13 protein-coding genes are annotated in these 26,878 nt (G+C 69.2%); 3 read left to right on the top strand and 10 right to left on the bottom strand.

Features of this window, described 5'->3' with window-relative positions; all coding sequences use genetic code 11:
* Positions 1 to 339: 339 nt before the first annotated feature.
* The 3 genes from AL2_RS15415 to AL2_RS15405 all read right to left on the bottom strand — a co-directional run bounded on the left by AL2_RS15415 (position 340) and on the right by AL2_RS15405 (position 13,967).
* Entirely contained in the window at positions 340 to 7,269 is a 6,930-nt protein-coding gene (locus AL2_RS15415; RefSeq protein ID WP_067634405.1) for an RHS repeat-associated core domain-containing protein, read from the bottom strand.
* A 112-nt stretch (positions 7,270 to 7,381) separates the two neighbouring features.
* The gene (locus AL2_RS15410) at positions 7,382 to 11,500 is read right to left on the bottom strand and encodes a LamG-like jellyroll fold domain-containing protein (RefSeq protein ID WP_168444523.1); all 4,119 of its coding nucleotides are present in this window, start codon (positions 11,498 to 11,500) and stop codon (positions 7,382 to 7,384) included.
* Positions 11,501 to 11,939: 439 nt separating this feature from the next.
* A complete protein-coding gene (locus AL2_RS15405; protein ID WP_067634401.1) occupies positions 11,940 to 13,967 on the bottom strand; it encodes a hypothetical protein in 2,028 nt (675 codons plus the stop codon).
* A gap of 362 nt (positions 13,968 to 14,329) precedes the next feature.
* Between AL2_RS15405 and AL2_RS15400 the strand changes: the two genes are divergently transcribed.
* Positions 14,330 to 15,580, top strand: a complete 1,251-nt coding sequence (locus tag AL2_RS15400) for a sialidase family protein (RefSeq protein ID WP_083946545.1) — start codon at positions 14,330 to 14,332, stop codon at positions 15,578 to 15,580.
* Between the two features lie 7 nt (positions 15,581 to 15,587).
* On the opposite strand, the gene AL2_RS15395 is transcribed toward AL2_RS15400, so the two are convergent.
* The 7 genes from AL2_RS15395 to glf all read right to left on the bottom strand — a co-directional run bounded on the left by AL2_RS15395 (position 15,588) and on the right by glf (position 24,409).
* Entirely contained in the window at positions 15,588 to 17,108 is a 1,521-nt protein-coding gene (locus tag AL2_RS15395; protein ID WP_067634397.1) for a sulfatase family protein, read from the bottom strand.
* A gap of 71 nt (positions 17,109 to 17,179) precedes the next feature.
* Positions 17,180 to 18,400 (bottom strand): acyltransferase family protein, encoded by a 1,221-nt coding sequence (locus tag AL2_RS15390; RefSeq protein ID WP_067634395.1) that lies wholly within the window; start codon positions 18,398 to 18,400, stop codon positions 17,180 to 17,182.
* Positions 18,397 to 19,539 (bottom strand): acyltransferase family protein, encoded by a 1,143-nt coding sequence (locus tag AL2_RS15385; protein WP_083946543.1) that lies wholly within the window; start codon positions 19,537 to 19,539, stop codon positions 18,397 to 18,399. Before AL2_RS15385 ends, AL2_RS15390 begins: the two co-directional genes overlap by 4 nt.
* Positions 19,536 to 20,330 (bottom strand): ABC transporter ATP-binding protein, encoded by a 795-nt coding sequence (locus AL2_RS15380; protein ID WP_067634391.1) that lies wholly within the window; start codon positions 20,328 to 20,330, stop codon positions 19,536 to 19,538. The genes AL2_RS15385 and AL2_RS15380 overlap by 4 nt, the downstream gene beginning before the upstream one ends.
* Positions 20,330 to 21,211: an ABC transporter permease gene (locus tag AL2_RS15375; protein ID WP_067634389.1), complete on the bottom strand. Its 882-nt coding sequence runs from the start codon at positions 21,209 to 21,211 to the stop codon at positions 20,330 to 20,332. Before AL2_RS15375 ends, AL2_RS15380 begins: the two co-directional genes overlap by 1 nt.
* Position 21,212: 1 nt before the next feature.
* On the bottom strand, positions 21,213 to 23,243 hold the full coding sequence (locus AL2_RS15370) for a glycosyltransferase (protein WP_083946542.1): 2,031 nt from the start codon (positions 23,241 to 23,243) through the stop codon (positions 21,213 to 21,215).
* The gene (glf, locus tag AL2_RS15365; RefSeq protein WP_067634385.1) at positions 23,240 to 24,409 is read right to left on the bottom strand and encodes a UDP-galactopyranose mutase; all 1,170 of its coding nucleotides are present in this window, start codon (positions 24,407 to 24,409) and stop codon (positions 23,240 to 23,242) included. Before glf ends, AL2_RS15370 begins: the two co-directional genes overlap by 4 nt.
* A gap of 227 nt (positions 24,410 to 24,636) precedes the next feature.
* Here glf and AL2_RS15360 point away from each other — a divergent pair, with 227 nt between their 5' ends.
* On the top strand, positions 24,637 to 25,929 hold the full coding sequence (locus AL2_RS15360) for a hypothetical protein (protein WP_157438175.1): 1,293 nt from the start codon (positions 24,637 to 24,639) through the stop codon (positions 25,927 to 25,929).
* Positions 25,926 to 26,852, top strand: coding sequence for a glycosyltransferase (locus AL2_RS15355; RefSeq protein ID WP_067634381.1), 927 nt, complete (start codon positions 25,926 to 25,928; stop codon positions 26,850 to 26,852). The genes AL2_RS15360 and AL2_RS15355 overlap by 4 nt, the downstream gene beginning before the upstream one ends.
* The last annotated feature ends 26 nt before the right edge of the window (positions 26,853 to 26,878 follow it).

Genomic DNA, 26,878 nt, shown 5'->3' with positions numbered 1-26,878 from the left:
AGTGCCGGAGGCACCCGGACGCGCGGCACGGCGCCCCCACGCAGATCGACGTGGGCGCGTGCCATGGCCGCCTTCAGCACCCTGACGGGGGAGCAATCCGGCGGCCGGTTTCATTCTACTCATCACACATCGGGCGGCACCTGAATATTCAGCCCTTTACATGAACCTCTGGAGTCCAGCCATTCTTGCCGATACCGTTCGACTCCTTCCGCCGTGGCGTCTTCATAGCCGAACTCCACCCCGCAGCACGCGCAAATATCAAAGGACGGCGTTCGGCCATCCAGTCCCCACGGCGGGTCTGCCTGCGGAAATCCACACACGCGACACTTGTAGAGCTGGTCATGATGCCTGGGCACGGAAGTACTCCAGGTTGTTACGGTATCCATGCTGAGCCGGATTGGGGCGGAAATAGGTCCGGATCACTCCACCTCTCGTGCGCACCGCGAATTCATTGCTTCTCGGGTTGAAGAACACTCGGTCTCCATTCCCGCGTATCCGCACCAGCGTCCCTGTCGGCGGCTTGCTGGTGAACCCTCTTGCCGCCTTAAGATATTCGAGTGAGTTGCGCAGCTCAGGGAACTCTCCCTTGTGCTTATTCCAGTGATTAAGGGCATTTTGCGGCGACGAGAAGTTGCCGCATCCCCCCGTATTGTGGACAAGGGTCGACGCGTTGCCAGCACCTACATAGTACGTGGGGGTGTTGGCGATGGTGAGGTTGTGGACGCGTTGGTGGTGGATGCTCCGGGGTTTGGTGGCGCTTACCTGGATGTAGGTGCCGGCGCTGGTACGGAGCCACATGCCGGGCTTGAGGTCGGCGGCCTCGACCCAGGTGTTGATGTCGCCCGCGACCCAGAAGGGGTGATTGTCGGTAGCGATGATCACCCCGGTCTTGCCCGCCTTGTGATTGAGAAACTTGGCGGTGGCGGGCTTGGAATCTTCGTCGGCCAGCCACCCGAAGGCTGGAACGCTGGTGTTGACGGTGATCTGAATGAGGTTCTTGTCGCCCTTGCTGGTAACAGTGCCCAGGACGGGCTGCGCGCTGGTTTCACCGGTTTCCGGGTCGGTGGCCAGGACCTTGTCGCCGACCTCGACATCTTCGATGTGCTTGTCACTGCCGTCGGCCATGCGTACCGACGTTCCGGGGACGAAACTGCTACAGCCTCGTAGCTTCGAACCGCCCGGTGCTCGGCCCGGCCGCCGGCCACCGCCGACGCCGGTGATGCCTCCGTCCTTTCCGCCGAAGCCGCCGAGGTCGACGAAGCTGTGCATCCCGGCGCCGAAAAATTCCAGCCCCGACATGCGTTCGCACGTGAAGCCGCCGATCTTGCAGAGGAGGTTGGCGAAGTTGCCGAGCCTTCCGAGGTCTCCCGGGAAGCAGGCGGTGCCTCCCGTGCCGCAGGCCGGTATGAGCAGGGGATCCAGCGGCCCGTTCGTTCCCGCGTACTTGGTGTAGACGAGTTCCATCATCCGCAGCCGGGCTGCGGTGTAGACCATGGAATTGCGTGCGTGGACGGTGGTGTCGCCCCAGCGGACGTGAACCGATCTGTTCGGTGAGGAGGTGAACCCAGAGGGCGGCTTACCGCAGTCGTGCCCGCACCCGCCGGTCATCAATGGCTTCTTGTGACCGACCGGAACGTAACCGGCACCGCAGATGTCGGGTGGGCAGAGGCCATCCGGATCGGCGTGGGTGACGGGATTGTTGTTGGCGTAGGTGTAGCCGTTCATCTGCTGCGGGTCGGCCTGGTCCATGAGGGGGTCGACGGAGATGAAGCGGCCGGTGTCCGGGTTGTATTCGCGGGCACCGAGGTGGGTGAGGCCGGTGGTGTCCTGAGTGCCGCCGACAAAGCCCTTGTCGTTCGGCCAGGTGGCGTTCTCGTCGAAGCCCCGGATGGACCCGAACGGGGTGAAGCGGCGGACGGTACCGGCCTGCGTGGCGGCGTTGACGGCGACCTCGACGCTGTCCTGGTGGTCGGCGGACAGATAGGTGATGGTGCCGTCGGAGGTTCTCATGGCGACGGTCTGGCCGGCGAAGGTGTAGTAGCGGGTGCCGGTGGCAGTGGTGGCGCCGTTGAGGGCCCGCAGCTCCGTGCCGTCGGGCAGGTAGAGGGTCGCCCCAGCGGGATCCTTGCGGATGAGGCGGTTGCCGTCGGCGTCGTAGATGTAGGACTCGTCGTTGCCGTTCTCGGTGACCTTGGCCAGTTCGCCTTCGGTGTTCCAGTCGAAGGTTCTGGTCGTGCTGGTGGGGCCGCCGTCGCTGGTTTGGACGGTGGCGGTGTTGCCTGTCGCGTCGTAGCCGTAGGTGTCGGTGCGATTCCCGGCGGGGCCGACCTGGGTGAGCTGGGTGAGGCGGTTGCCCTGGCCGGGGGCGGCGTAGGTGTAGGTGTAGGTGGTGTCAACGGTGCCGCCGATGCCGTGACGGGTCTCGGCGGTGCGGTTGCCGGCCTTGTCGTAGGCGAAAGACTGCCAGTACGGTGCCGGGCCGCCGACCAGCAATGCGGAGGGTTCGGTGGCGCAGGCGTCGGTGGTGCCTTGCGTCCAGGCTTGGGTGAGGCGCTGGAGGTGGTCGTAGGTGAAGCACTGGTTGTCGACGCCGTCGCGGGAGTCGTCGGTGATGGAGGTGATGGTGCCGGAGTCGGTGTAGTGATAGGCGGCGTACCGGTCGTTGCCGTCGATTCCCTCGCGCAGCGTCTTAGCGGTGTCCAGGCGCTGGGTGCCGTACTGGTAGGTGAACGTCTGCCACGCGCGCTTCGGTTCGACCCCCAGTTCGAGGATGGAGGGTTTGCCGATGGGGGTGTAGACGGTGTCGTTGACGTAGGTGCCCTTGGTGCTGGCCAGGCGGGTGGGCCGCAGCCAGGTGTCGTAGGTGTTGACGACGGTTTCCACGGGCAGTCCACCGACGCCGGGCAGGCTGCTGCTCCGCACCGTGCCATCGAGGTTGTAGGCCGTGGACAACGTATAGGCCCCGGCCAGCGCACCCTGCTGGGAGGGGATGGTGACGGTAGAAGCCTCGACTCGTCCGAGGGTGTCGTACTGGCGGATCTGGGTGGTGTAGGCCGTGCCATCGACGTGGCGGGTCGCGGTGGCGAGTTCGCCCTTGCCGCGCGTGACGGTGTCGTAGGTGAAGGAGGTCAGCAGCGGCCCGTCCGCGCTGCCTTGGTGGGTGGCGGTCTTACGGCCCAGGCCGTCGTAGGTGGTGAAGACCTTCTTGTCGCGTGCGTCGGTGGTGGAGGTGACGCGGTCGAGGTCGTCGTAGGTGAAGGTGGTGGTGCCCTTGTCGGGGTCGGTTGTCTGGGTCTCGCGGCCGCGTAGGTCGTAGGTGGTGGTGAAAGCATTGCCGGACGGGTCGGTGACCGACCCGATCTCCCCGGTCGGCGTGTATGTATAGGTGGTGGCCTCAAACTCACCGGTGGGGGTCGACGCCTTGTACTGACGACGCTCGATAACCTGGCCACGGGCATTGGTGATTTCGGCGGTGGGGGTGCCGCCGTCAGGTGGGGTAACCGAGGTCCGGTTGCCGCCACCGTAGGAGTAGACGGTGCGCCATAGCTCCTGCTCGGGCTGTGACCCGTTCCCCTTCATGACCTTTTCGACGGTCTTGCGGCCCAGCCCGTCGTACTCGGTCCGGGTCTGGGACTCCACGTTGCCGGGGGTGCCGACCCCGAATAGAGTGGTCTCCGGGGCGCCGACGGCCGGGTAGGCGGCGTAGGTCTTGGCCACTTGGTCGCGGGTGTCATAGAAGGTGTCGCTGACCAAGCGACCGTCGGGGGCGGGTTCCTGGGTCTGGCGGGGGCGCAGCCATCCGTCCAGCAGCTCGATCTTCTCTACCCGCTGCCCACCGGTCGCGTTCAGTGCCTTGGTGGTGACCGCGACGATCTGCCCTTCGGCGAGCTGGTACTCGAACTCGTAGTTCGGGTGCGGGTTGCTGCCCTTGGACCGGTTGGGCAGCCACACCTGCGTCAACCGGCCCAGCCCGTCGTACACCAGGTCGGTGTTCAACGCGTTGGCATCGGTGGTGCGCGTCGGCTGACCCCACGCCGGATCCAGCTCTTCGGTGGTCGTCAACGCCGTGGAGGCGTCACCCGGCGTGGCCGGCGGCGTGGTCGTCTGCTTCTTTGTCATCAGACCTTGCGTGTCGGTGTAGGCGGTGGTGGTCGCCTGCTCCAGTGCGTCCTTCACCTTGGTGACACGGCCGTAGCTGTCGTAGATGGTTTCGGCCTGCGTCACATAGTTCGCGGTGCCGCCGTCGTAGCCGGCGAGCTTTCCGACCTTGGTGATGTCGCCCTTGGACGGTGCGTCGCCGAAGCCGCCGTTGTCGTAGTAGGTCCGCATGTCGGACACCACTTGAGCCGGCCGGTCCGGAGTGACCGTGCACGCGACGGAGACGATTTCCACACGGGACGGGAACGACACCATCCACGCATCGGCGTTGTCGGCATAGGTGGTCCGTGTGCACGTGTCGTCGGTGCTGGTACCGGTATCCCCAAGGTCACTGACCGCGGTGACGCGACCGATGCCCGGACCGGATCCGGTGTAGGCGTTGTCGGTCTTGGTCTCGGTCCAGCCGCCGCCGTCCTTGGCCGTCCATGTGTGTGTGGTGTCGACCGCGACGACGTTCGCCGTGGTGGTCCCCCAAGAGCGGGTGCGGGAGGCGGTCTGCACACGCCACGGCGTGTTCACGGTCTTGGCGTGGACGCTGCCGCCGGGCCCGGTGTACTGGACGGTCTTGAGGCTGAACCCGGCCAGGGCGTCATGGTCGGTGTAGGTGCCGCCCTCTCCGTCGGAGACTGTGACACTCTTCTCCCCGCCGTCCTCGGCCTTGCGGTCCCCGTCCATGCCGCGCATGAAGTAGGTGTCGGACTGGGTGGCCGGAGCATCGAAGTCACCGGTGAGCGTGCGGACCCGACCGTAGCCGCGCCACTGCGACCACGTCTTCTCCTTCTCCTTGGTAAGCCCGTCATCGTCGTCGAAGTGCCACGCGGCACCGCCCAGGTACTGGTACTTGGTCGCCATGTCGGGGGACAGCCCGGTGCGATCGGTCCGGATGACGGACGTGACGACGTACTTGTGGAACCAGTCGGTGATCGGATCTTCCCGGCCGGGTGGCGTCCAGATCACCGGCATGCAGCGGGTGGTGTTGGTTTCCGGGGTCGGCAGGTTCGACAGGGAGCAGTCGGGGTCGGAGTAGGCGATGTCGATCTGCCCGCCGGACTCGTCGTAGATGGCGCCGAGCCGGTAGCGGATGTAGGGCAGGATGTCGTCGCCGGTCTTGTCCAGCCGGTTCGGCAGTTGGACGTGGTTGAAGGTGACCTTCGGCAAGGTCGTCGCCGTGCCGTCGGAGGCGTATCCAGTGTGCTGGATCTCGTCCAGCCGCAGGTCCCTTTCGACGTCGGCCAGCCCCCAGGAGTGGTCCATCGACCATGAGTCCACCGGCCGGTACCCCGCCCCGTCCGGCTTGATGATCTGGGTGGCGACCTTGCTCAGCCGCTTACGCGACCAGAACGTAGGCGACAGGCCGCCATGGGTGTCCTTGCATTCCTGTCCGGAGTTGCAGTTCAGGTCCCAGGGGACGTCCCACCATTTATCGGGGTTGTCGCCGATCTTGGACGGGTCGCAATCGAAGCTCGCGTCCGGGAGGCAGCGCTCAGAGGTGGTGAAGGTGACCTGCGCCGGAGCCTTGGCGAACAGCGCGTCCTTGCGCAACCCGTAGGAGATCGTCTTCAGGTAGCCGCCGCGTACGTAAGGGGTCTCGTCCTCGGGCTTGAGGTTGCGGCCGTAGTGGTTGATCTCCTTGGCGTAGGTGTAGTTGATGGCGTTGCCGGACGGGTCGACGACGTAGTCCAGGTTCCACCGGTATGCCTGCTGGCACCACGAGCCCGCGAACGTCGAATCATGGCAGGGCTCTCCGGAGTCGTCACCGAACACCGGCTCCGTCCAGGTCGAGTTCGTTTCCGGTTTCCCGCTCGTCCAACCGGGGAGCCGGTTCAATCCGAAGAAGTACTGGGTGCCGTCGGAGGTCGTGACCTTCCAGTACTCACCGTTGTCGTCACCGTTGCCGTTGGACGAACTTGTGAGCTTCTCGAACTTGGTGCCGTCGTCGCCTTTCATCCGCCAGGTGCCGTCGGAAGCGTTGATCAGCTCCCCGCCCTTGCCGTTCCAGGTGACGGTCGCGTTGTCATACCCCCAGCACTGGTCAGCAGGCGAGTTGCCCCACTCGTCCTTGGGCGCGCCGTCGTCCTCGCAAGACTTGTAACGCCGCTCGATGAATCCGGGCCACAGCGAGAAGCCCTCACCCACCCACGACGGCTGGCCATTGCTATTGGCCGTCTTCCCGTCCACGCTCGCGGAGGAATAGGAGATCGCGACCTCGGGCGTCAGCCCGCTCGGGACGGGCGGTACCCGCATGGGATACGACCACGTGAAGTCACCCGTGTTGCCCCCGGCGCTCCAGGTCGCCGACGCATCGAGGGAGGTGGCCTTGTAGTCGCCCTGGGAGCTGTCGGAGCCGGCGGCGGCGACCAGCAGCGTGGCGTTCTGCTCGGCCACCGCCGTCCGCGCATCGGAAGAGGCTGCCGAGGTTGCGGCCGGGGCGACCTTCACTTCGGCGGTCAGTGTCTTCTCGGCCGCGTCGTTGTCGGTGGTAACCGGCTCACCGGCGCGGCATTCGGGCTTGTCGGGTGTGGTCAGGGCGCATCGCGGCAGTTGTGTGAGGCGCAGTCGCGCGCCGTAGGCGCCGCCGAACGCCTGCGCGAACTTGGAGTAGTCGAGCCGTACTTTCGCCCGGCCCGGAGTATCGGCGTCGGTGCGCGCCACGGTGAACGCCAGACCCTCGACCCCGAGTCGCCGTGTGGTCTGCCGGTCGAGGAGTTGCACTCGCACTCGGTCAGCCGGTGGCACCGCTCGCGCCGCGCGGAGTGGTTTGCCGGGTGGCAGCACCTGAATCGGCAGCTTCCCTGCACGCGCCCTGGTGTCCGTGCCGGTGGTGGGGACGCTGACCTCGGCGGCGCCGGGGTTCGGCCATGCCGCCTCGGCCTCGACCGCCGGTTGTGCCGGATCCTTCTCACGGGGCCGGACCTTCAGGTCATGGCCCGGCACCGGCTTCTCGTGGGAGGCGACCTTGGGGCGGTGGGAGTTGGGTGGGTCGGCCAGCGCCGGTGGCACCGACAGCAGTCCGGCCGGCATCACGAGCGCCGTGATGGCGGCGACCATGGTCACCGCGCGGCGCGATCCCAGCACCAGCCTCTTGCGGCCTGCGTTCACGGCGTCCTCCATCGCCACACCCCGCCGGGACGGGGAGCGTCACACGATCAGCTGAAGAGAAATCGGCAAGGGGTCGGTTCTGGTCCGCCGCTGCGCGCAGGGCAGCGGCGGACCGGAACGGTTGTCAGGGGCCGTCCTCGGTGGGCAACTCGACGCCGCCGGCCAGCATCTGGACCTGTTCGGTGGTCAGCGCCCCCTGGTAGGCCCACAGGTCATCGACCGCATCGGTCCAGAACTCGGTGCCGTCGGTCGCGCCGAACTTGGTGCGGCCCACCTGCAGGCCGCCATTGCCGATCGCTTCGAAGGACGTGACCTGGTCTTCTTGGGAGACGCTTTCGGCGGTCTGCTCCAGTTGCCCGTCGACGTACAGGCTGACCTTGTCGCGCAGGGCGTCGTAGACCACCGCCACGTGTGACCAGTCCTGCGCGGTGAACCCCGAATGCGCCGCCGTCAACGCCGGGGCGGCCGCGTCGTCGGAGTTGTGCATCACGACCTGCCAGCCGCCCTGCTCCTCGGGATCCGCACCCGGCACATACCGCAGCGCGAATGCGTTGGTATCGGCGCCGGGTTGGGAGAACACGGTGGCCGGCTGCTGCGGCCGTCCATCGTTGCGGACCCATCCGGTGATGGTGAAGCTCTCCGCGGTGTCCACCACCGGAGACGCGGTCTCGGCAAACGCCTTCTGCACCGGATCCAGCTTCAACCCGGCCGCCGATCCCCAGTCTTTGAATCCCGCCGTTGGGTCAATCGCCGCACCATTGTGGAACACCAGCGCGGGTCCCGCGCCTTCGACTCCCGACGCGTCGTCGGCCGAACCGTTTTCATTCAAGATCCAGCGGGCTTTGAGGACGGGATGCTGGGCGACCATCTCCTCGGCCTCCGTGTCGCCGAGAACGCGGTCGTAGACGCGTACCTCGTCGATCTGGCCAGGCCAGTAATCGACCTGGACGCCGCGGTACTTAGCGCGTCCGATCTGAAGGCCGCCCGTGGCCTGCCAGTTCCCGGTCACTTCGGGACTGTCGTTCCCTTGTTCACCGTTGACGAAGATCCGCAGTTGTTTGGTCCGTGCGTCCCAGACGCCGACCAGATGGGTCCAGGCACCGGACTGCGCCGGTTTGGCGGAGGTCGCCTGGAACCAGCCGGCCCGATCCTCATCGTGGGCCGCTCGGGCGAACACCCACTTCTGCGTGTCCTTGACGTACTTCAGGTAGAAGGCGCTGTTGTAGTCTCCCTCGGCCGAAAGGGCCGTGAAGTCATTGCCCGGGGCGGTCGCGTCCACCTTCACCCACGCCGACACCGCGAAACTGCGCAGCGTGTTGATTGCGGGACGGTCGGTCTCGGCGTAGCCCTGCGCTCCGCTGTTCAACTGCAGCGCGTTTCCGGATGGGCCCTCAGTTCCCAATGTCGCCCCGCCGTACAGGGTCGCCTTCAACGGATCGACCGGGCTGTAGACGCGGGGCTCGCCCTGCGGTTCGTCCATCGTCCAGTGCGCGACGAGGTCTCCCCCGGAGGGCGTGGTTCCTGCCGCCAAGTCGCCGGCCTGCGCGTCCGACAGCGGTGACGAGAACACCTGGACGTCGTCGATCGCGCCCGGCCAGTAGTGCAGGAATCCGTGATTGTAGAAGCTCCGGCCGATCTGGAACGCGCCCCCGGATGCCAGCGGCGTCACACCGTTCACCGTCGCCTGCAGCTGCCCGTTCACATACAGCCGCATCTGCGCCGCGCTCTTGTCGTACACGCCGATCAGATGGCTCCAGGTACCGGTGGGAAGCGGCGCGTCATCGATCGCCACCTGCCAGGCGCCGCCGCCGTCATTGGTGTCGGTGGCGGCCTTCTTGAACACCGGCTTACCGTCGGCCTCCATGCCCAGGATGAAACCGGCTTGGAAGGTCCCGAGCTGGGCCAGGACGTCACCGACCTGCAGGCGATCAGGGTTGACCCATGCCGATGCCGTGAAGCTTTCGGTGCTGTCGACCACCGACATGCCACTCTCGGCGAACCCGTACACGCCGTCCATGGCCAGCGCGGTGCCGTTCTTGCCGACTCCGCCAAGTGCGGCGCTTCCGCGCAGCCATGCGGCCCGTCCCGGCCCCGTCGCGGTCACCTCGGTCGATCCGGCTCCTTCGTTCATGTCGAACCGCGCGACCGGGTCGGCGCCCGCATTGGCGCGGAACTCATAGGAGATGCTGGCACCGTTCTGGCCCGAAGGCGCGAATGCCTGCACCTCCATGATGTTGGGGCCGGAGCGGGTCGGGGCGAGCGCCACGATCTGTTCGGCGCCATTGGTGGTATTGACGGTGGCCGCATGTGCACCGTTCAGCGTGACCTCGTACCGGTTCGCGACACCTTCGGAGTCGGAGATGTGGAACAGACCGCCCTCTCCCACGCCGCCGTGCCAGGTGTCGTCGTTCGGATACTCGCTGGAGGTGATGGTCGGCTCACCGGGTACGGCGGGGTCGTAGTAGAAGTAGCAGCCGGTCTGGGCGCCGGCGTAGGACCAGGGGCCCCACTGCTCGCCGTCCCAGGCCCGCACACCCCAGCCGATCTTGGTCTTCTGCGGGATGGTGGACGGCAACGTGACCGAGAACCTGCTGCCCGTGGTCTTGGCCGGGGTCAGCGAGGAGGTCCACTTGGGGCCCCAGTCCGAACCGTCAGCGTTGTTGGCCCAGTGCAGGGTGAACTGGCCCTGCACCTTGTTCTTGTCCTCGTCGTCGGGGTCCTTCAGATAGGCGTACACGGTGGAGATGTCGTTGACCGTCTTAGCCTGCCCCGACGGCAGGCACTTGGTGCCCGGGTTGGCGTACATCGAGTCGGTGACGGGCTGCAACGGCGGGTTGTTGTACTGCACCTTCAGATAGGCGTCGTCGGCGAACCGCTTCCACCAGTCCATCGTCGATTCGCTGTGGGCCTTCAACCCGAACGTGATCGTGCCGTAGCCCTTGTTGACGGCGTCCTGCACGTGCGCCCGCAGCGTGGACCCGCCGAACTCCACCGGCGTCTTGGAGCAGTACGCCACATCCCGCGAGGTCAACTGCTCCTTCCACACCGACGATGAGTTGGTGTTGTTCCACGTCGCATACGATTGCAGCGTCGAGGTCCGCCACAACTGCACCGAGGTGGGATTGCTGCAGTTGTAGGCACTGGTCTCGTACGCGATGAACTCCACGTCCTGGATGTAGCGGCCCTTGATCGACGGCAGCGGCATCCTGAAGAACAGCCGCTTGGTCTGGTCCTTCACACAGTTGGGGTCCTTGGCCACCTCGCAGCGGCCCACGCCCTCGGTCGACTTGCCGTCGAACTTGTAATACGACTCGCTCGGCCAGCCCGAGGACACCATTCCCCAGCTGGTCGCCTTGCTGGTCGTCCATACCGGGTCGATGTACACCGGGAACTCGGTGTCCGGCGCGGTCAGCAACCCCTGATCGGGGGTCAGAGTGAGTTTCCCCTTCCCCACCGCCACCGCCAGCCGCGCCGTCTTGGCACCCTCAGCCGGGCCCTTGGCCGGATCGGTCTCCGGGTCGGCGGCACGGGCGTGGGCTTGCGCCGGCCGGGTGTGGGAGGAGTCCCACATGCGCGGGGCCGGTGCCTCGAATACCCCGGCGCCCGACCCGGTAGCGGAGGCGGTCAGCACACCGCCCTGCTCCTGGCGAATGGCGAGATCGCTGGTCGACAGCGCCAACGCCAACTTGGCCACGCGCGGATCCTTGGCCGCCTGTGCGGTCTTGACCACCAGGACGTGCGCGAACCCGTCCGACCGGGCCCGCAGCCGCAGATCCACGTCCGGGCCCGCCACCCCCGCATACACCGCGGTGTCACCGTCCAGGGTCGGCTCGGGCAGCGGCTGCGGCCACGACAGCGCCAGCTTGTGCCCGGCCCGGGTCATCCGCACCATCGGGCCGTCCCCGCCACCGGAGAACTTCAGCCCCACCGTCGTCGCGGCCGGCACCACCGCCCCGCCGGAACGATGCAACCCGGTATCGATATCGACCCACCTGCCGCCCTGCCGGGTGCGGATCGGCTGGATGTGCTGCTCGACCTCGATCCGGCCGTTGGGCAGCGCCCGCACCGTGCGGGTCTCCCCACGCCGCGAGGTGATCTCCACCGGATCCCCGGACTTGCGCGCCGCCGCGACGGCCTGCTGCTCAGTCGCCGCCGTCTTCGGCTCGGCCTTGGGTTCATCGGCGCGCGCGACCGCTTGTGGTAAGGCGGCTACCGCCGGTACTTGCACCAATCCCGCGACCATTGCCAGCACCGCAAGACGGGCCGTCCACGCCGGACGCCGCCACGACAACCGAACCACAGCCGGCTTACCACGAGATGCCGCACGACGACCCATATGGACCCCAAAGGCATAAAGGGATGTTAAGGCGGCCTTAAGGTAACCCGCTGATCAACTCTGTGGAAGGGGCAAGATCAATGCATACCGAGTGATCTAGATCACAGCGAACTCGGTAAACCGCTACCACCGAGCCGGGCGTCGTCTTCTAATCCCCATACCCAGGTACGTGACACTGGGCGACTCGATGCTTCCAGAGCGGCCATCTTTTGGTCGAATAGCCGCGTCGCTTTAGCCGATCAGATCAGGCTTTTCAAGAGCGTCCAGTGGCCACAACCGCCCGTATCCCCATGGCCAGATAAGACACACTTGACGCGACATAAACCAAGGAGTACGGGGACGATTATCAGGGCGAGGACGGCGGATCGGCCTTGTGCCTGCCATTGGGCTTCAGTGGCGGGACGATCCGCACCGGGCGTGACGCGCCACGCGGCAGAGCGTGCCGGGCGCGGCGCGGTGCGGGGACGTCCGGCGGTTCCGTCTGGGGGCTCTCTCCCGCGTCATCTTCCGGCTGGACGAGCGGCTCCGGCTGCTCATCCGGCGTCTCCTGGATCTCCATCGAGTGCGCGGTCGGCAGGGTGATGATGCCGGGGTTGGCGTCCACGAGAAGGGTGCGGCGGCCGGTGGCGCCCGAGTGCGTGAACACCATCGCGGTCGGCGGGAGCTCCTGCAGCTGCGGCGGCTCGATGAGCAGTTCCCGGAACCGCTGCTTGTCGGTGCGGCGGTCGGCGACCGTCCGGCCCCACGCGGTCGCGGAGCTGATGCCCTCCACCAGGACGGAGTCGTCGGCGGCGGGCGCGGGCAGCGGCGACCAGACCGGGTCGGTGAGGCCGTCGCCGCGCGGGCGCGCGAACGCGACCGTGCTGGCGTAGCTCTCCCCCGCGACGTCGAAGAGGGTCTCCCCCGCCGCGTCGGTGATCTCGGCGACGAGGAGCGGCTGCCCGGCGCCGATGTGCTCGGCGGCGACGCGGGCGTCCTCGGGGTTGCCGAGCCGCATGAAACCGACGGCGGCGTGCCCGCGGCGGCCGAGGCGTTCCCGTACGTGGTTCGGGATCGACCGGTACATCAGGACGAGGCCGGTCCCGGTCGCCTCGCAGGCGTCGATGAGGCGGTCGAGGACGTCCCCGCGCAGCTTCTCCGCACCGCAGAGGAAGAGCGTGTGGTCCCAGCGTCCGCCAGGAGGGGCCTCGCGGATGCGGTGGGTGAGCGCGGTCGTGACGTACGTGCCGAGGATGCGGTTGGTGAGGACGCCCGCCCGTCGGTCCATGGACACGACGTGGAGCCTGGACGGCGGCAGGCGGACGGGCTCGGTCGCAAGCTTCTCCAGCTTGCGGAGCTGCGCCTCCAGCGCCCACGCCCGCCGGACGACGATCCGGTCGGTGGCGTCCCGCCCGAACAGCGTGGCGATGCGTTCGAGTTGCTCGTCGGTGAGCAGGCCCTTGCGGAGGTCGTCGCGCGGGTCGCCGACCTGGGCGAGGACGCGCAGCGCCGCCGTGATGCGCGGGATCGTCGCGTCCGGCCCGAGCACGTCGATGAGCCGCTCCAGGATCGAGTTGTCGAACGACAGGTCCCGGGTGCCGCCCTCCTCCTCGCCCGCGCTGACGACCAGCGAGAGCACGTCCGCGAGCGCTTCGGGGTTCAGGCCCCGCGTGACGTCCAGCCGGGGCAGGTCGGCCGGCAGCACCCACACGAGGGGGTCGTCGCCCCGGTCGGCGGCGAGCCGGAGCAGGTCATGGGCGACCGCGCCCTCGGACAGGTCGATGACGGTGAGCCGCGCGCCCACCGCGAGCCGCGCCGCTCCCATGGTCGTGACGGCCGCGGACCATCCCGCCAGCGTGCCGCCCACGACGTCCACCCGGTCGACTCCGGGCGGCACGGCGACCGGATACCACTCGCGCTGGCTCTCGTACGCGGCCTGCCGGCGCTCCCACTCGGCCCGCGCCTTCGCGTAGGCCCGCTCGGCCGCCTCGCGTTCCCGTTCCCGCGCGGCCCGGCGGCGCTCCTCCTCGTCGCGCTCCTGCGCGAGCCGTTCCCGGACGCCCCGCTCGTCCCGCCACAGCCCGCCGCCCGTGATGCCGAGGATGAGGAGGAACGCGAGCAACGCCACGCCGACGAACGCCCACGGGATGATGCCCAGCAGGCCGCACACCAGGAACAGGAGGATGAACGCGACGGTGCCGCCGACCATGATCCGCAGCGGCCGTCCGGCCATGTGCTCGCCGGGCCGCCGCGCCGGGGTCGGCAGCGGCGCCCGTTCGGGCTGCTCAGGCGGGGCCGGGGGCGGCCCGGGATCGGGGTGCACCTGCGCGTAGCGCCAGCCCACATGGACGCGGTCGGCCTGTGTGAGCCGCGCCATCGCGGACCCGCTCGCCATGTCCGTCACGTCGAGAGACCCCTGGGAGTCGCGGGATATGGAGGGAACGCCTCGGGGTTGCCGGGTTCGGTTTCCTACGGTCGGTTACCTGCAGAACCCAGGGTAAAGACCTTCCGGCCTCGTCGCGCCTCGTTCAACAGAACAGTTCCCCCGAAGACCGGCTACCTCCGACATTTCGGACACTGCGCCCACCTGCGACAAGATCAGACAGCCCCCACCACTCATCGTGACCACACCCGGCCACGCCGACCCACCCGGCGGCCCGCCGGTGAACGGGGCGCTCTGGGGGGGGCGGGTCGCTGATCCATGACTGCGTTAATGTCCGGTGGTGTCCCAGTCGTCGGCCGGAGGTGAGGAGCCGCGTGTCGCTGACCGGACGGCCACTGGCGTGCGCGCTGCTCGTAGCCGTCCTCGCGTTGAGCGGCTGCGCCGCGAATGCGGCCACGGAGAAGGACCGGGCCGGGGGCCAGCAGGCGGATAAGAAGGTCCCGGAAACCTTCGCACCATTCGGCGAGCGGCTGGTGGACGATCGTCAGGCGATGTACCCGCGGCTCGTCCGGCTGCGGGACGGGCGGATCATCCTCGCCGTCTCGTCCGCCACGGGCGACGGCGTCACCGACATGGCCCGGTTCTACGAGAGCACCGACGGGGGCCGCACGTTCCGGACGCTGTCGGAGATCCTCGATCCGGCCGCTGCCAAGGGACGAGGAGCCTGCTGCGGGAGCCTGCTCGAGCTCCCCCGGCGGATCGGCGGCCAGCCCGCCGGGACGCTGCTGTGGGCGGGGACGGCCGGCATGAAGAACCGCGCGCCGAAGCGGCGCCCGGAGCTGCGCGTATGGCGCAGCACGGACGGCGGCCGGCACTGGTCCTATCTGTCGAGCTGCGACATCGGCGCGGAGGACACCGCATGGGACGAGGGCCTGTGGGAGCCCGAGCTGGCCGTCGACGGGCAGGGGCGGCTGGTCTGCTACTACTCCGACGAGACCCGGCCCGGCCACGACCAGGTCATCGTGGAGGCGGCGTCGCCGGACGGCGGTGCGACCTGGGGACCCGGCACGGTGATCGTCGCCCCGGGGCGGCACGACCGGCCGGGCATGCCGGTGGTGCGGCGGCTGCCTGACGGCTCCTACCTCATGGTGTACGAGGTGTGCGGCGCGTCGGCGTCCTGCAAGGTGTACTACCGCCGGTCGGCCGACGGCTGGACGTGGGGCGACCCTGGCGGGCGCGGCACCGGCGCGCGCACCGCCGACGGCCGGAACCTCTACCACGCGCCCACCCTCACCTGGGTTCCCGGCGGCGGACCGCAGGGGACGGTGCTGCTGGTCGGCGGCGTCGTCCGCGACGCGAGGGGGAAGCTGGTGCGGACGGCGAGCGGCGCGACGCTCTTCGCCGGCCCGGCGAACGGTGACGGGGTCTGGAGCGAGGTGCCCGCACCGGTCCGTGTCCCGTTCCCAGCGCATCCGGAGCACGACGACATCGTCTGCAGCAATTACAGTTCATCGCTGCTCACGGTAGGGGACGGCAAGGGTCTACTGGAGGCGGCGACCAAGCGCGACGAGGACGGGACGTGCCGCGTCCATGTCGCCGCGTCCGCATGGGTTCCCGCCGGATAGTCCGCCGTCACAGGTCGCGGCAGTCGGCCCCGGCGCAGCCGCGGTACGAGGCCACGAGCGACTTCAGCTCGGCCTTGCGCGCCTCGGGCGCCCGCGTCCACAGGTTCCCCAGCTCCCAGGGGTCCCGCGCGAGGTCGTAGTACTCGCGGTCGCCGTTCTCGTACTCGACGTACAGCTCGTTCGCGGTGCGGACGGCGTAGTACGTCGGCGGGTTGCCGCCGTACTTCTTCGGCAGGTCGGGATCGTCGTGGCGGTAGTTCGGGCCGAGGTGCTCGATGAACGCGGTGGTCCGCCAGCCGGGCACCGGCCGTCCGTGCAGCAGCGGCACCAGGGACCGCCCGTCCGCCGAGTCCGCCGGCTTCAGCCCGGCGAGCTCCTGGAACGTCGGGCAGATGTCGGTGTTCTGCGCGAACCTGCCCTCGGTCTTCCCGGCCGGGACGCCGGGGCCCGCGACGACCAGCGGGACGCGGATGTCGGTGTCGTAGGCGGTCAGCTTGCCCTCGACGAGCCGGTGCTGCCCGAGGTGGTAGCCGTTGTCGGAGTTGAACACGAAGTAGGTGTCGCCGCCGAGCCCCTTGGCGTTCACCGCGGCCTGCAGCGCGCCGATCATCCTGTCGACCGACTGGACAGCCCGCACCCGCTTGCGGAACGCGTTGTCGACCGCGCGGACCTGCCGGGGCCGCATTCTCGGGTACTTGCGCAGCCAGCCGGGCTTGTCGCTGATGTCGGGCTCGTTGAAGCCGGGCGTGCGGGGCGCCTTGATCCCGGCGAACTTGCGGGCGTCCTGCGGCGCGGGCGTCGCCGGGGCGTGCGGCGAGAACGTCGACATCTCCAGCATGAACGGCTGCTTGGCGTCGGCGGACCGGTTGACGAAGTCGACGCCCTTCCCGGTGAGCACTGTGTTGAGGTAGTCCTTCGGCGCGCGCCCATAGTGGGTGAGGGTGCCGTTGCCGTTCAGGTTGTAGTTGTAGTTCGCGTACCCGAGCCCGGTGACCTGCCACTCCGTCCAGCCGGGCGGCACGTAGGCGCGGGACGAGCCCTGCCTCTTCGTGCTCTCGTAGCCGTTGAGGTACTTGCCCATCAGCGCCGTGCGGTAGCCGGCCTTCTGCAGCGCGACGGCGAACGCGTCCTTCTCATTGCCGCGCGCGTTGAAGATGTCGAACCCGCCCGTCGGCGGGTCATTGCTGCGGACCCCGGTGTTGTGCGGGTACTTGCCGGTCAGGATCGTCGCGCGGGACGGGCAGCACAGCGTGTCGGCGACGAAGTAGTTCGAGAACGTCATGCCTCGCTTCCGCAGGGCCTTGACGTTCGGCATGTAGTCGACGAGGTCCCAGGACAGGTCGTCGGTCAAGACGTACACGATGTTCGGCCGCTTGGCCTGGGGCGACGCCGACACCTTGGCGTCCTTGCCGTTCTTGCCGTCGTCCGACGCGGCCTGCGCACACCCGGCCAGCACCAGCGCACCCGCCAGCAGCATCGCCGGGAGCGGCGCGGCCGGCCCTCGTCGTCGCGGCTTGGCGCCGAGCATCACACACCCTTCGGACGGCATCCTCGTGGAAGAACGGATCCGGTCGGCGGCCCGGATCAATGATGATCAGGTTAGGGGACGGGCGCCGGCGGAGCCGCCGCGGCGTCGCGCTTCGCGTCACCGCCGCCGTCCTGCGCGGAGTCCGGGGGCGCGGCGCCGACGGGCTCGGTAGCAGGGGCGGGTGGCCCGCCACGGCGGATCTGGGCCATCGCCGACGCGAGCCGCGGGCGCATCAGGGATTGCAGTGGACGCTCCACGAGCAGGTGCACGAGGACCGCCGCCACGAGCACGGACACCATGATGACCGGCAGGATCGTCAGCCTGTCCAGGATCGGGTGCGGGAAGAACACCTTGACGATCGCCCGCGCGATCGTCTCGTGCATCAGGTAGAGCGGGTAGGCGATGGCGCCGAGGAAGGTGAAGCCCCGCCAGCTCAGCCAGGTCAGCTTCCGCAGGGCGACCAGTGCCATCAGCGCGTACATGACGGCGAGCACGGCCGGGACCACGATCTCGTGGACGCCCTTCCACGCGTTCAGCGGGCTGATGTCGTCCACGAGGTAGTGCACCGACAGCGCCCAGGAGGCCGCGACGAGCAGCCAGAGCGCGATGTTGGACCCGAACCGGTAGATCAGGAGGAACGCCATTCCGGCGATGAAGTAGGGCGCCGTGTCAGGGAAGAAGAGGGTTTGCAGCAGGCTGCTGCCCGATTCCTTGGCATAGGCGCCCACGATGAGCCACGAGACCATGAAGGTGACGCAGCGGCCGTAGGTGATTCCGATACGGGCCAGCAGCACGATGAGCACGTAGAAGTGGAGCTCCACCCACAGGACCCAGTAGACGACCTCGAGCGGCGCGACGTGCATGCCGTCCTGGAGCATCGTGAGGTTGGGCAGGACCCGCTGGACGGGGCCGTCTCCGTCCCCGTAAGGCACCGCGGCCCCGCAGGCCAGGAACAGCCCGAAGCTGAGCAGGACGCTGAACCAGTACGCCGGGTAGATCCGCACGAACCTGGCGACGGCGAAGTCGCCGGCGTTCCGGTCCCACACGGTCATCAGGATGACGAAGCCGCTGATCATGAAGGCCAGCTGCACGCCGAGGTAGCCGAAGTGCGCCACCGGGGCCAGCTCCGGATAGACCTTCTGGGCGTCGCGTCCGGCCCAGACCGTGCTCCGCACCCCGGCGAAGTGGTGCAGCACGATCGCCGCGACGGCGACGAACCGCAGCAGGTCGAGTTCGCGCAGCCGCGGCAGGGCGCCGCCGGGGCGGGCGGGCAGGGCGGGGGGACGGGTCATCGTGCGGCCTCCACCGGGCTGCGAGGCGGGGTCTTGGTCGGGACGAGCGGGAGCCGTTCCCGGCGGAGCCGGGTGAGCCCCTCCTTGAGGTTCGGCTTCGCCCACCGCTGCAGCGGGTCTTCGACGAAGCGCTGCACCAGGTAGGCGGCCGTGAGCGCGGCGGCGCAGGAGACGGCGAGGAGCGTCCAGCGGCCGAGGTGGGAGCGGAGCAGCTCGTACAGTCCCCGCCCGATGCTCTCATGGACGAGGTACAGCGGGTAGGTGAGGGCGCCGAGGACGGTGAAGCCGCGCCAGCGCACCATCTCGAACTGGCGGGTGGCCACCATCGCCATGAGCAGGAAGCAGAACGTGACACCGCCGGCGACCGCGGCGTCCCATACCCGCGGCCAGGCCAGCAGATCGTTCACGGTGGCCTGCCGGTAGTCGACGGCGAGCGCCCAGCAGCCGGCGCTGATCAGCCACAGGAGCAGGTTCGGGCCGAACCGGTGGATGAGGTAGAACGCCATCCCGGCGACGAAGTACGGCGCCCAGTCCGGCATCAGCACCGTGAAGAGCGCCGGAACGGCCGCCTCCTGCGCGAACACGGCGAGAAGAACCCAGCCGACCATGAACGCCACGCAGCGCTCGTAGGTGATGCCGCGCCAGACGAGGAGGGCGATCAGCGCGTAGAAGTGCAGTTCGATCCAGAGCGTCCAGTAGACGACATCCATGTTCCCGACGTGGAGACCGGTCTGGAGCATTGTCATGTTCGGCAGGTACGCGACGAGCGGGCTGTGCTCAGGGATCGGCGTCTGCCCGATGGCGAAGAAGACCAGCAGCGAGAACGAGACGCCGACCCAGTAGGCGGGGAAGATGCGCACGGTGCGGGAGACCGCGAAGTCGCCGATGCCCCGCCCCCACGCGCTCATCAGGATCACGAACCCGCTGATCAGGAAGAACAGGTCGACGCCGAGGTTCCCGAAATGCGCGATCGGCGCGAGGACCGGCATGTTGTGGTGGTTCTCGACACCCCACCCGCCAATGCGTCCCACATAGTGGTGCAGCACCACCAGGACGGCCGCGATGAAGCGCAGCAGGTCCAGTTCCCGCAGCCGCGGCGGCACGGCTGCGGGGGCCGGTGAGGGAAGTGCCGAGGTCATCGGCCTGCCTCGGCGGGTGGTCTGGCGGCCGGAGCCGCGAGGGCCTGGCGGCGCTCCTTGCGCTTCTTCAGCAGCAGGTCGGCGGCGGTGTCGATGTCGCCGTCCCACACGACGCGGCCGTCCTCCAGGAAGACGCCGCGCGTGCAGAGCTGCCGCAGCAGCTTGACATCGTGCGCGACGATCACCATGGTGCGGCCGCTCGCGCGGTACTCCTGGAGGCGGTCGATGCACTTGGTGCGGAACAGCGGGTCCCCGACGGCGAGGACCTCGTCGATGAGGAACACGTCGGGATCGGTGTGCACGGCGATGGAGAACGCCAGCCGCATGAACATGCCGGACGAGTAGAACCGGACGGGCTGGTCCAGGAACTGCCCGATGTCGGCGAACTCCACGATCGAGTCGAACTTGCGGAGCGTCTCGGCACGGTCCATGCCGAGGATGGCGCCGTTCAGGAAGACGTTCTCGCGGCCGGTGAGGTCGGGGTGCAGGCCGGCGCCGACCTCGATCAGCCCGGCGACGCGCCCGCGCACCCGGACCGTGCCCTCGTCCGGCGGCATCACCCCTGAAATGATCTTCAGGAGGGTGCTCTTGCCGGAGCCGTTCACCCCGACCAGCGCGACGGCCTCGCCCACGTCGATGGCGACGGACACGCCGTCCAGCGCGGTGAACCGGTCGCGGAGCCGCTCGCGGCGCAGCGCCCGCACGGTCATGTTCTTGATCGAGCGGGCGTGCCGCAGGGTGAACCTCTTGGTCACCGCGTTGACGACGACCGCGCGCCGGGTCCCGTCCATCAGAGCTCCTCCGCGAAACGGCGCTGCAGCCGGGCGAAGACGAGCTGGCCCAGCCCGAGCAGCACGACGGCCCCCGCCAGCAGGACGAGGCCATCGCGGGTGAGGTGCACCGGGAACTCGAACGTGCCGTCCGTGGTCGGCCACCAGAAGGCCCGCTCGAACAGCATGACGCCGACGGACATGGGGTTGGCGAGGTAGGCGTCGAGCGCCCAGCCGGGCGCGGTGTCCCGCACCAGCGTCCACGGGTAGATCATCGGCACCGACCAGGTGACGAACAGCGTCGCGATGTCCACCACCTTGTCGGTGTCGCGGTAGAAGACGTGCAGGGCCGAGCAGATCAGCCCCAGCCCGATGCCGAGCGTGGCGACGAGCGCGAAGCCGAGCAGCGCCGAGCCGAGCGCCGCGGCCGTCGGCGTCCAGCCCCAGCCGACCGCGACGGCCAGCACGATCGCGATGCCCGGCAGCAGGTGGACGCACGACACCAGCAGCGACGCCACCGGGAACAGCTCGCGCGGCAGGTACACCTTGCGGACGAGCGGCGCGTTGCCGAGTACCGAGTGCGTGGTGTTGATCAGCGTCTCGTTGAAGAAGGAGACGAGCACCAGCGCGGAGAACATGAAGATCGGGAAGTGCTCCAGGTGCTTGCTCATCCCGAGGAAGATGCCGGCCACGAAGTAGAACACCGCGAAGTGCGCGGCGGGCCGCACATAGGACCAGCCGAGGCCGAGCAGCGACCCCTGGTACCGCGCGCGCAACTCCCGCCGCACGATCAGCTTCAGCAGGTAGCGGCGCCGGAGGACCTCGCCGAGCCCGCCGCCGCGGCCCGGCTCGACGAGGCCGGGATCGGCCAGGTCCGCCGGCGTCCCGGAAGCCGTGCTCATGTCAGCGCCGCGCCTTGTCGAACGTGTCCCGCCACTCCTCCTGCGACGTGAGCCCCGGCAGCGCGTCCCGGTACCGGCGGCTCAGCACCGCCCAGTCCCGGCCGAGCCGGGCGTGCAGCGCCGACGCGCGCCGGATCAGCGACCAGAACCGCTGCGGATCGCGCTGGTACCAGGAGACCTTCGTGCCGTCCGCGGACGAGACGAGCGCGCTGTTGAACTTCGTCAGCAGCCACCACGTCTGGTCGACGTGCGGGACGAGGGCCTCCGGATGGGTCTTCGGGTACGGGCCGACCGGCTTCACCTGCCGGGCCGCGCCGAGGATCGCCGTCTGGAACATCGCCCGCCGGTTCTTCGGCGGGACGACGTCGCGGCCCTTGCGCGGCGGCTTGCGGCGCCGGACGGCGGGGAACTCGTCCAGGTCCGGCTTGGCCTGCGCGTCCACGAAACCGGCGCGCAGTTCCCGCAGCTCGCCCATCTTCGTGATGATCGACGGGTGCAGGTCCTCGGGGCCCTTGAGCGCGTCCTCGATCGCCGTCAGCATCAGCTCGGCCGTGGAGTACTGCATGGCCAGCGCGTGCTTGACGGTGATGAACAGGCTCTCCTTGAGCATGTTGCCGCCGCGCTCGTACGGCGAGTACAGCAGCGCGGTGACGATCCTGTTCCGTTCGGTGAAGTACGCCTGCCAGTCGGTCATGACGTCCTTGGAGTGCCACGGCACATGCCACACCGCGGCGCCGGGGAGCGACACCGTCGGGAACCCCGCCGCCTTGGCGCGGAGCCCGTACTCGATGTCGTCCCACTTGATGAAGAACGGCAGCGACAGCCCGATCTTCTTGATGACCTCGACCGGGATCAGGCACATCCACCAGGCGTTGTACTCGACGTCCGCGCGGCGGTGCAGCCACGGCGTGTGGCGCAGCGGGTTCGCGGCCAGGTCGTGCGACAGCTCGGTGTGCGGGGCCGGGACCATCCACCAGCGGTAGCGGGCGATGGTCTCGCCGAAGACGTGCAGCACCGACCGGTTGTAGAGATCGAGCATGTGGCCGCCGACGAGCATCGGGCCGCGCGCGAGGTCGGCGAACGTCACCGCGCGCAGGATGCCCTCCGGCTCCAGGATGACGTCGTCGTCCAGCAGCAGCGCGTAGGTGCTGCGGCCCGACTCGACGGTCTCGTGCATGACGCGGGAGAAGCCGCCGGAGCCGCCCAGGTTGGCCTGGTCGATGACGCGCAGCCGGTCGCCGAGCGCCTCCTTCGCCGCCGCGAAGTCGGGGTGGTCCTCGATCCGGTCGGTGCCCTGGTCGACGACCAGGATCTCGTCGACGACGTCCAGCACGTCGCCGGCCTCGGCGAGCGCGGTGAGCTGCTCGACGCAGAACTTCGGCCGGTTGAAGGTGGTGATGCCGATGGTCGCGGTGCCCGGCCGGGCCCGCTCGGTGACCGCGCACCAGTCCGCGGCGTCGAGGACGGCGGTGCGGCCGTCGGCGACGACGTCGAACCAGTACCAGCCGCCGTCGATGAACGGGGCGAGCGGCAGGTCGACGTTCTCCTCGACCGGCGAGTCGGAGTCGACGTGCAGCGACTTGATGCGCTCCAGGTGCCCCTTGCCGGTGGACCGGTAGACGAGGATCGTCGCCTCGCCGCGCACCCGCAGACGCAGCCGGACGTTCTCCACCGTGCTCCAGCGGCGCCAGTACCCGGCGGGGAACGCGTTGAAGTAGCTGCAGAACGACACCCGCGTCCCGGACGGGACGACGATGCTGCGGCGTCCGATGATCTCGGCGCTGTCGTCCTGGGAGGACGGCCGGTACGCCGCCGCGCGGGTCGTCCCGCCGTCCTGCTCGGCCCGCACCTGCTCGGCCGCGCTCTCCAGGTCGGCGGCGCGGCGGCCGAACACCGCGTTGCCGTCCACGTAGAGCTTCAGCACGTCGAAGTCGCGTTCGGCGGGCATCACGACCCGGTGCAGGACCCGCGGGTCCGGGTCGTGTTTCGCGGGCTCCTCGGGGAGCTGGGGCTGGACGGCCCGCTCGGTCATCGGTCTACTCCTCCGCTGATCAGCCGCTCGCCCCGGGTGAAGTGGGGCCGCAGCCGGTTGCCGACCATGCCCAGGGCGCTGGCGATCGCCATGTGCATGTCGAGGTACTGGTAGGTGCCTAGCCGCCCGCCGAACAGGACGCCGTCCTCGCGGCCGGCCATCTCCCGGTAGCGCAGCAGGCGCGCCCGGTCCTCGGCGGTGTTGATCGGGTAGTACGGCTCGTCGCCGCGTTCGGCGAACCGCGAGAACTCCCGCATGATGACCGTCCGGTCGTCCGGGTAGTGCCGCCGCTCGGGGTGGAAGTGCCGGAACTCGTGGATCCGGGTGTAGGGGACGTCCTCGTCGGCGTAGTTCATCACCGGCGTCCCCTGGAAGTCGCCGGTCGGCCTGACCTCCGTCACGAAGTCGAGCGTCCGCCAGCCGAGCTCGCCCTCGGCGAACCCGAAGTAGCGGTCGAGCGGTCCGGTGTAGACGACGGGGACGCGGCCGACGAGGTCGTCGCGCAGGTCGAAGAAGTCGGTGTTCAGCCGGACCTCGATGTTCGGGTGGTCGGCCATCCGCTCCAGCCACGCGGTGTAGCCGTCGACGGGCAGGCCCTCGTAGGTGTCGCTGAAGTAGCGGTTGTCGAACGTGTACCGGACCGGCAGCCGGGTGATGATCTCGGCGGGCAGCTCGCGGGGGTCGGTCTGCCACTGCTTGGCGGTGTAACCGCGGATGAACGCCTCGTACAGCGGCCGCCCGATGAGCGAGACCGCCTTCTCCTCCAGGTTGGCCGGGCCGGTCACCTCCGCGGCCTGCTCGGCGATGAGCGCCCGCGCCTCGTCCGGCGTGAACGCGCGGCCGAAGTACGCGCAGATCGTGCCGAGGTTGATGGGCAGCGGGTAGACGCGGCCCTTGAAGGTGGAGTAGACGCGGTGCTGGTAGCCGGTGAAGGCGGTGAACCGGTTGGCGTACTCCCACACCCGCTCGTTGGAGGTGTGGAACAGGTGGGCGCCGTACCGGTGGATCTCGATGCCGGTCTCGGGCTCGTCCTCGCTGTAGGCGTTGCCGCCGATGTGGTCGCGCCGGTCGAGGACCAGCACCCGCAGCCCCAGCTCCTCCGCGCAGCGCTCGGCGACCGTGAGCCCGAAGAATCCCGAGCCCACCACTACAAGGTCAACGTTCACGGTCCATCTTCCTGCGACGTCCCCCGCCGCGTCGTGAGAGCCGTCCGCCCCGGCGTTCGGGCCCGAGGCGCGCGCGGGCTGCGAGACGATCGTGTGCTGCGCGGCCAAGATACCGGGACCCGCCATCCGAGATGTGTGGAATGACCCCCGTTGGCCGGTTGTACCCTTCCGGTGATCCGGATCGGCGCCGTGCGCGTCCCCCAGGCGAACCGCAGAGGAGTCATCGGGTGGAAGCCGTCTCCCCCGGCCCCCCACCGGCCGTGTACCTCCACATCGGCGCACCCAAGAGCGGGACGACGTTCCTGCAGGGCCTGCTGTGGGGCAACGCCGAGGCGCTTTCCGATGCCGGCGTCCTCCTGCCCGGCGGGTCGTTCACCGAGCAGGTCCGCGCCACCCGCGACCTGCGCGGAGTGGAACCGGAGGACGACGAGCCCGGACCGGGCTGGGACGGCGCCTGGGACCTCCTGGTCGACGAGATCAAGGCGTCCCGGCAGCGCGTCGCCGTGGTCTCCCACGAGGTGCTCTGCGCGGTGGACGCCGAGGGGGCCGAGCGGGCCGTGCGGTCGCTCGCACCATGTGAGGTGCACATCGTCTACTCCGCCCGCGACCTCGCCGGGCTGCTGCCCTCGGAGTGGCAGGAGTACGTCAAGCACCGGTTCCACTTCGGCTTCGAGCACTGGCTGCGCGAGGTGGTCGACGACCCGCGCAGCGGCGGCGCCGCGCGCTGGTTCTGGCGGGTGCACGACATCCCCGAGGTCCTCGGGCGGTGGGCCCCGCACGTCCCGCCGGAGCGCGTGCACGTGCTCACCATGCCGGGCCGCGACGCGCCGCGCGACCTGCTCTGGGAGCGCTTCGCCGGGCTGCTCGGCGTCGATCCCGCCGTGGCGGACCTCACCGAGACGCGCGCGAACTCCTCGCTGAGCTGGACGGAGACCGAGCTGCTGCGCAGGGTCAACCACGCCGTCGACGAGGACGCCCCCATGTGGCTGTACCACCGGCTGGTCACCGACGTGCTCGCGCTGAAGGTGCTCCCCGGCCGAGGCGAACCCGGCCGGGTGCCGCTGCCGCCCGAGCGCCGCGCATGGGCGGAGAAGAAGGCGGGCGAGCTGGTGGACGCGGTCCGTTCCGCCGGGTACGACGTGGCCGGGGACCTGGACGAGCTGCTCCCCCGGGAACCGGCCCGCGAGGAGGCGCCCGGCGGCGCGCCCGGCGAGGCGGAGCTGCTGGACGCCGCCGCGCACACCGTCCTCGGCCTCCTGGACCGGATCGAGATGCTCCGCGGAGAGATCGAGACGCTGCGCGAGGAGCGCCAGGAGCAGCACGAGACGGCGCTTCCCAAGCTGATGGCCCGCCATCTCAGCGAACGCAACCAGGCCGTATGGAAGGTGCGGGTGGGCTACTGGCATCTGGTCGAGCGGCTCAGGGGCATCGAACCGCCACCCGAGCCGGATGCCGGGGTCACCGAGGACGAAAACGAGGAGCCCGGCACCGTCCTGTCCCGCCGGACCGCGCCGCGATGAGCGCGGGCACGCGGGTCACCGCCGTCGTCGTCACCCACAACCGGCGCGAGCTGCTGACCGAGGCGCTGGCGGCGCTCGCCGCGCAGACCCGGCCACCGGACGCGGTGATCGTCGTGGACAACGCCTCCACCGACGGCACCGCCGGCCTCGTCCGCGAGCGGTTCCCCGGCGCCGAGCTTCTCGTCCTCGGCGTCAACACCGGCGGCGCCGGCGGCTTCGCAGCCGGGATCGCCCGCGCGCTGGACGCACCGGGAACCGGCCTGCTCTGGCTGATGGACGACGACACCGTGCCCGAGCCCGGCGCGCTCGCCGCGCTGCTGGACGCGCGCGACCGGGCGTCCGCGGAGCCCGCGCTCATCGCCAGCCGGGTCGTGTGGACCGACGGCCGCGACCACCCGATGAACACCCCGCGCGTCAAGCCCGGGGCGTCCCGCGCCGAACTGGCCGCCGCGGCGGAGATCGGATGCCGGCCCGTCCGGTCGGCGTCGTTCGTGTCCGTGCTGCTCGACGCGGCGGCGGTGCGGGAGCGGGGTCTGCCGGTCGCCGACTACTTCCTGTGGAACGACGACTTCGAGTTCACCACCCGGCTGCTGCGCGGGCGGACCGGGCTCTACTGCCCCGCGAGCGTCGTCGTCCACAAGACCCGGACGTTCGGCGGCACCGACGCCGACCCCGGCGACCGCTTCTACTACGAGGTCCGCAACAAGCTCTGGCTGTTCACGCGCAGCCGCGGGCTCGCCCCGGCCGAACGCGTCCTGTACGCCGGATCGTCCGCCCGGCGGTGGGCGCGCACCTACCTCCGCTCGCAGGACCGGGCCACCCTGCGCAAGGGGCTGCGGGAGGGCGTGCGGGACGGCCTGCGGCGGCGGCCCCGCCCGACCGAGGAAGTCATTTCGGCCGCGATGCGTCGATATGATCCCTGACGACGCAGACCACGCAGGGCCGACGC

Source organism: Actinomadura latina NBRC 106108 (genome assembly GCF_001552195.1).
Lineage (GTDB): Bacteria > Actinomycetota > Actinomycetes > Streptosporangiales > Streptosporangiaceae > Spirillospora > Spirillospora latina.
This window is presented reverse-complemented; position numbering and strand designations above follow the sequence as displayed.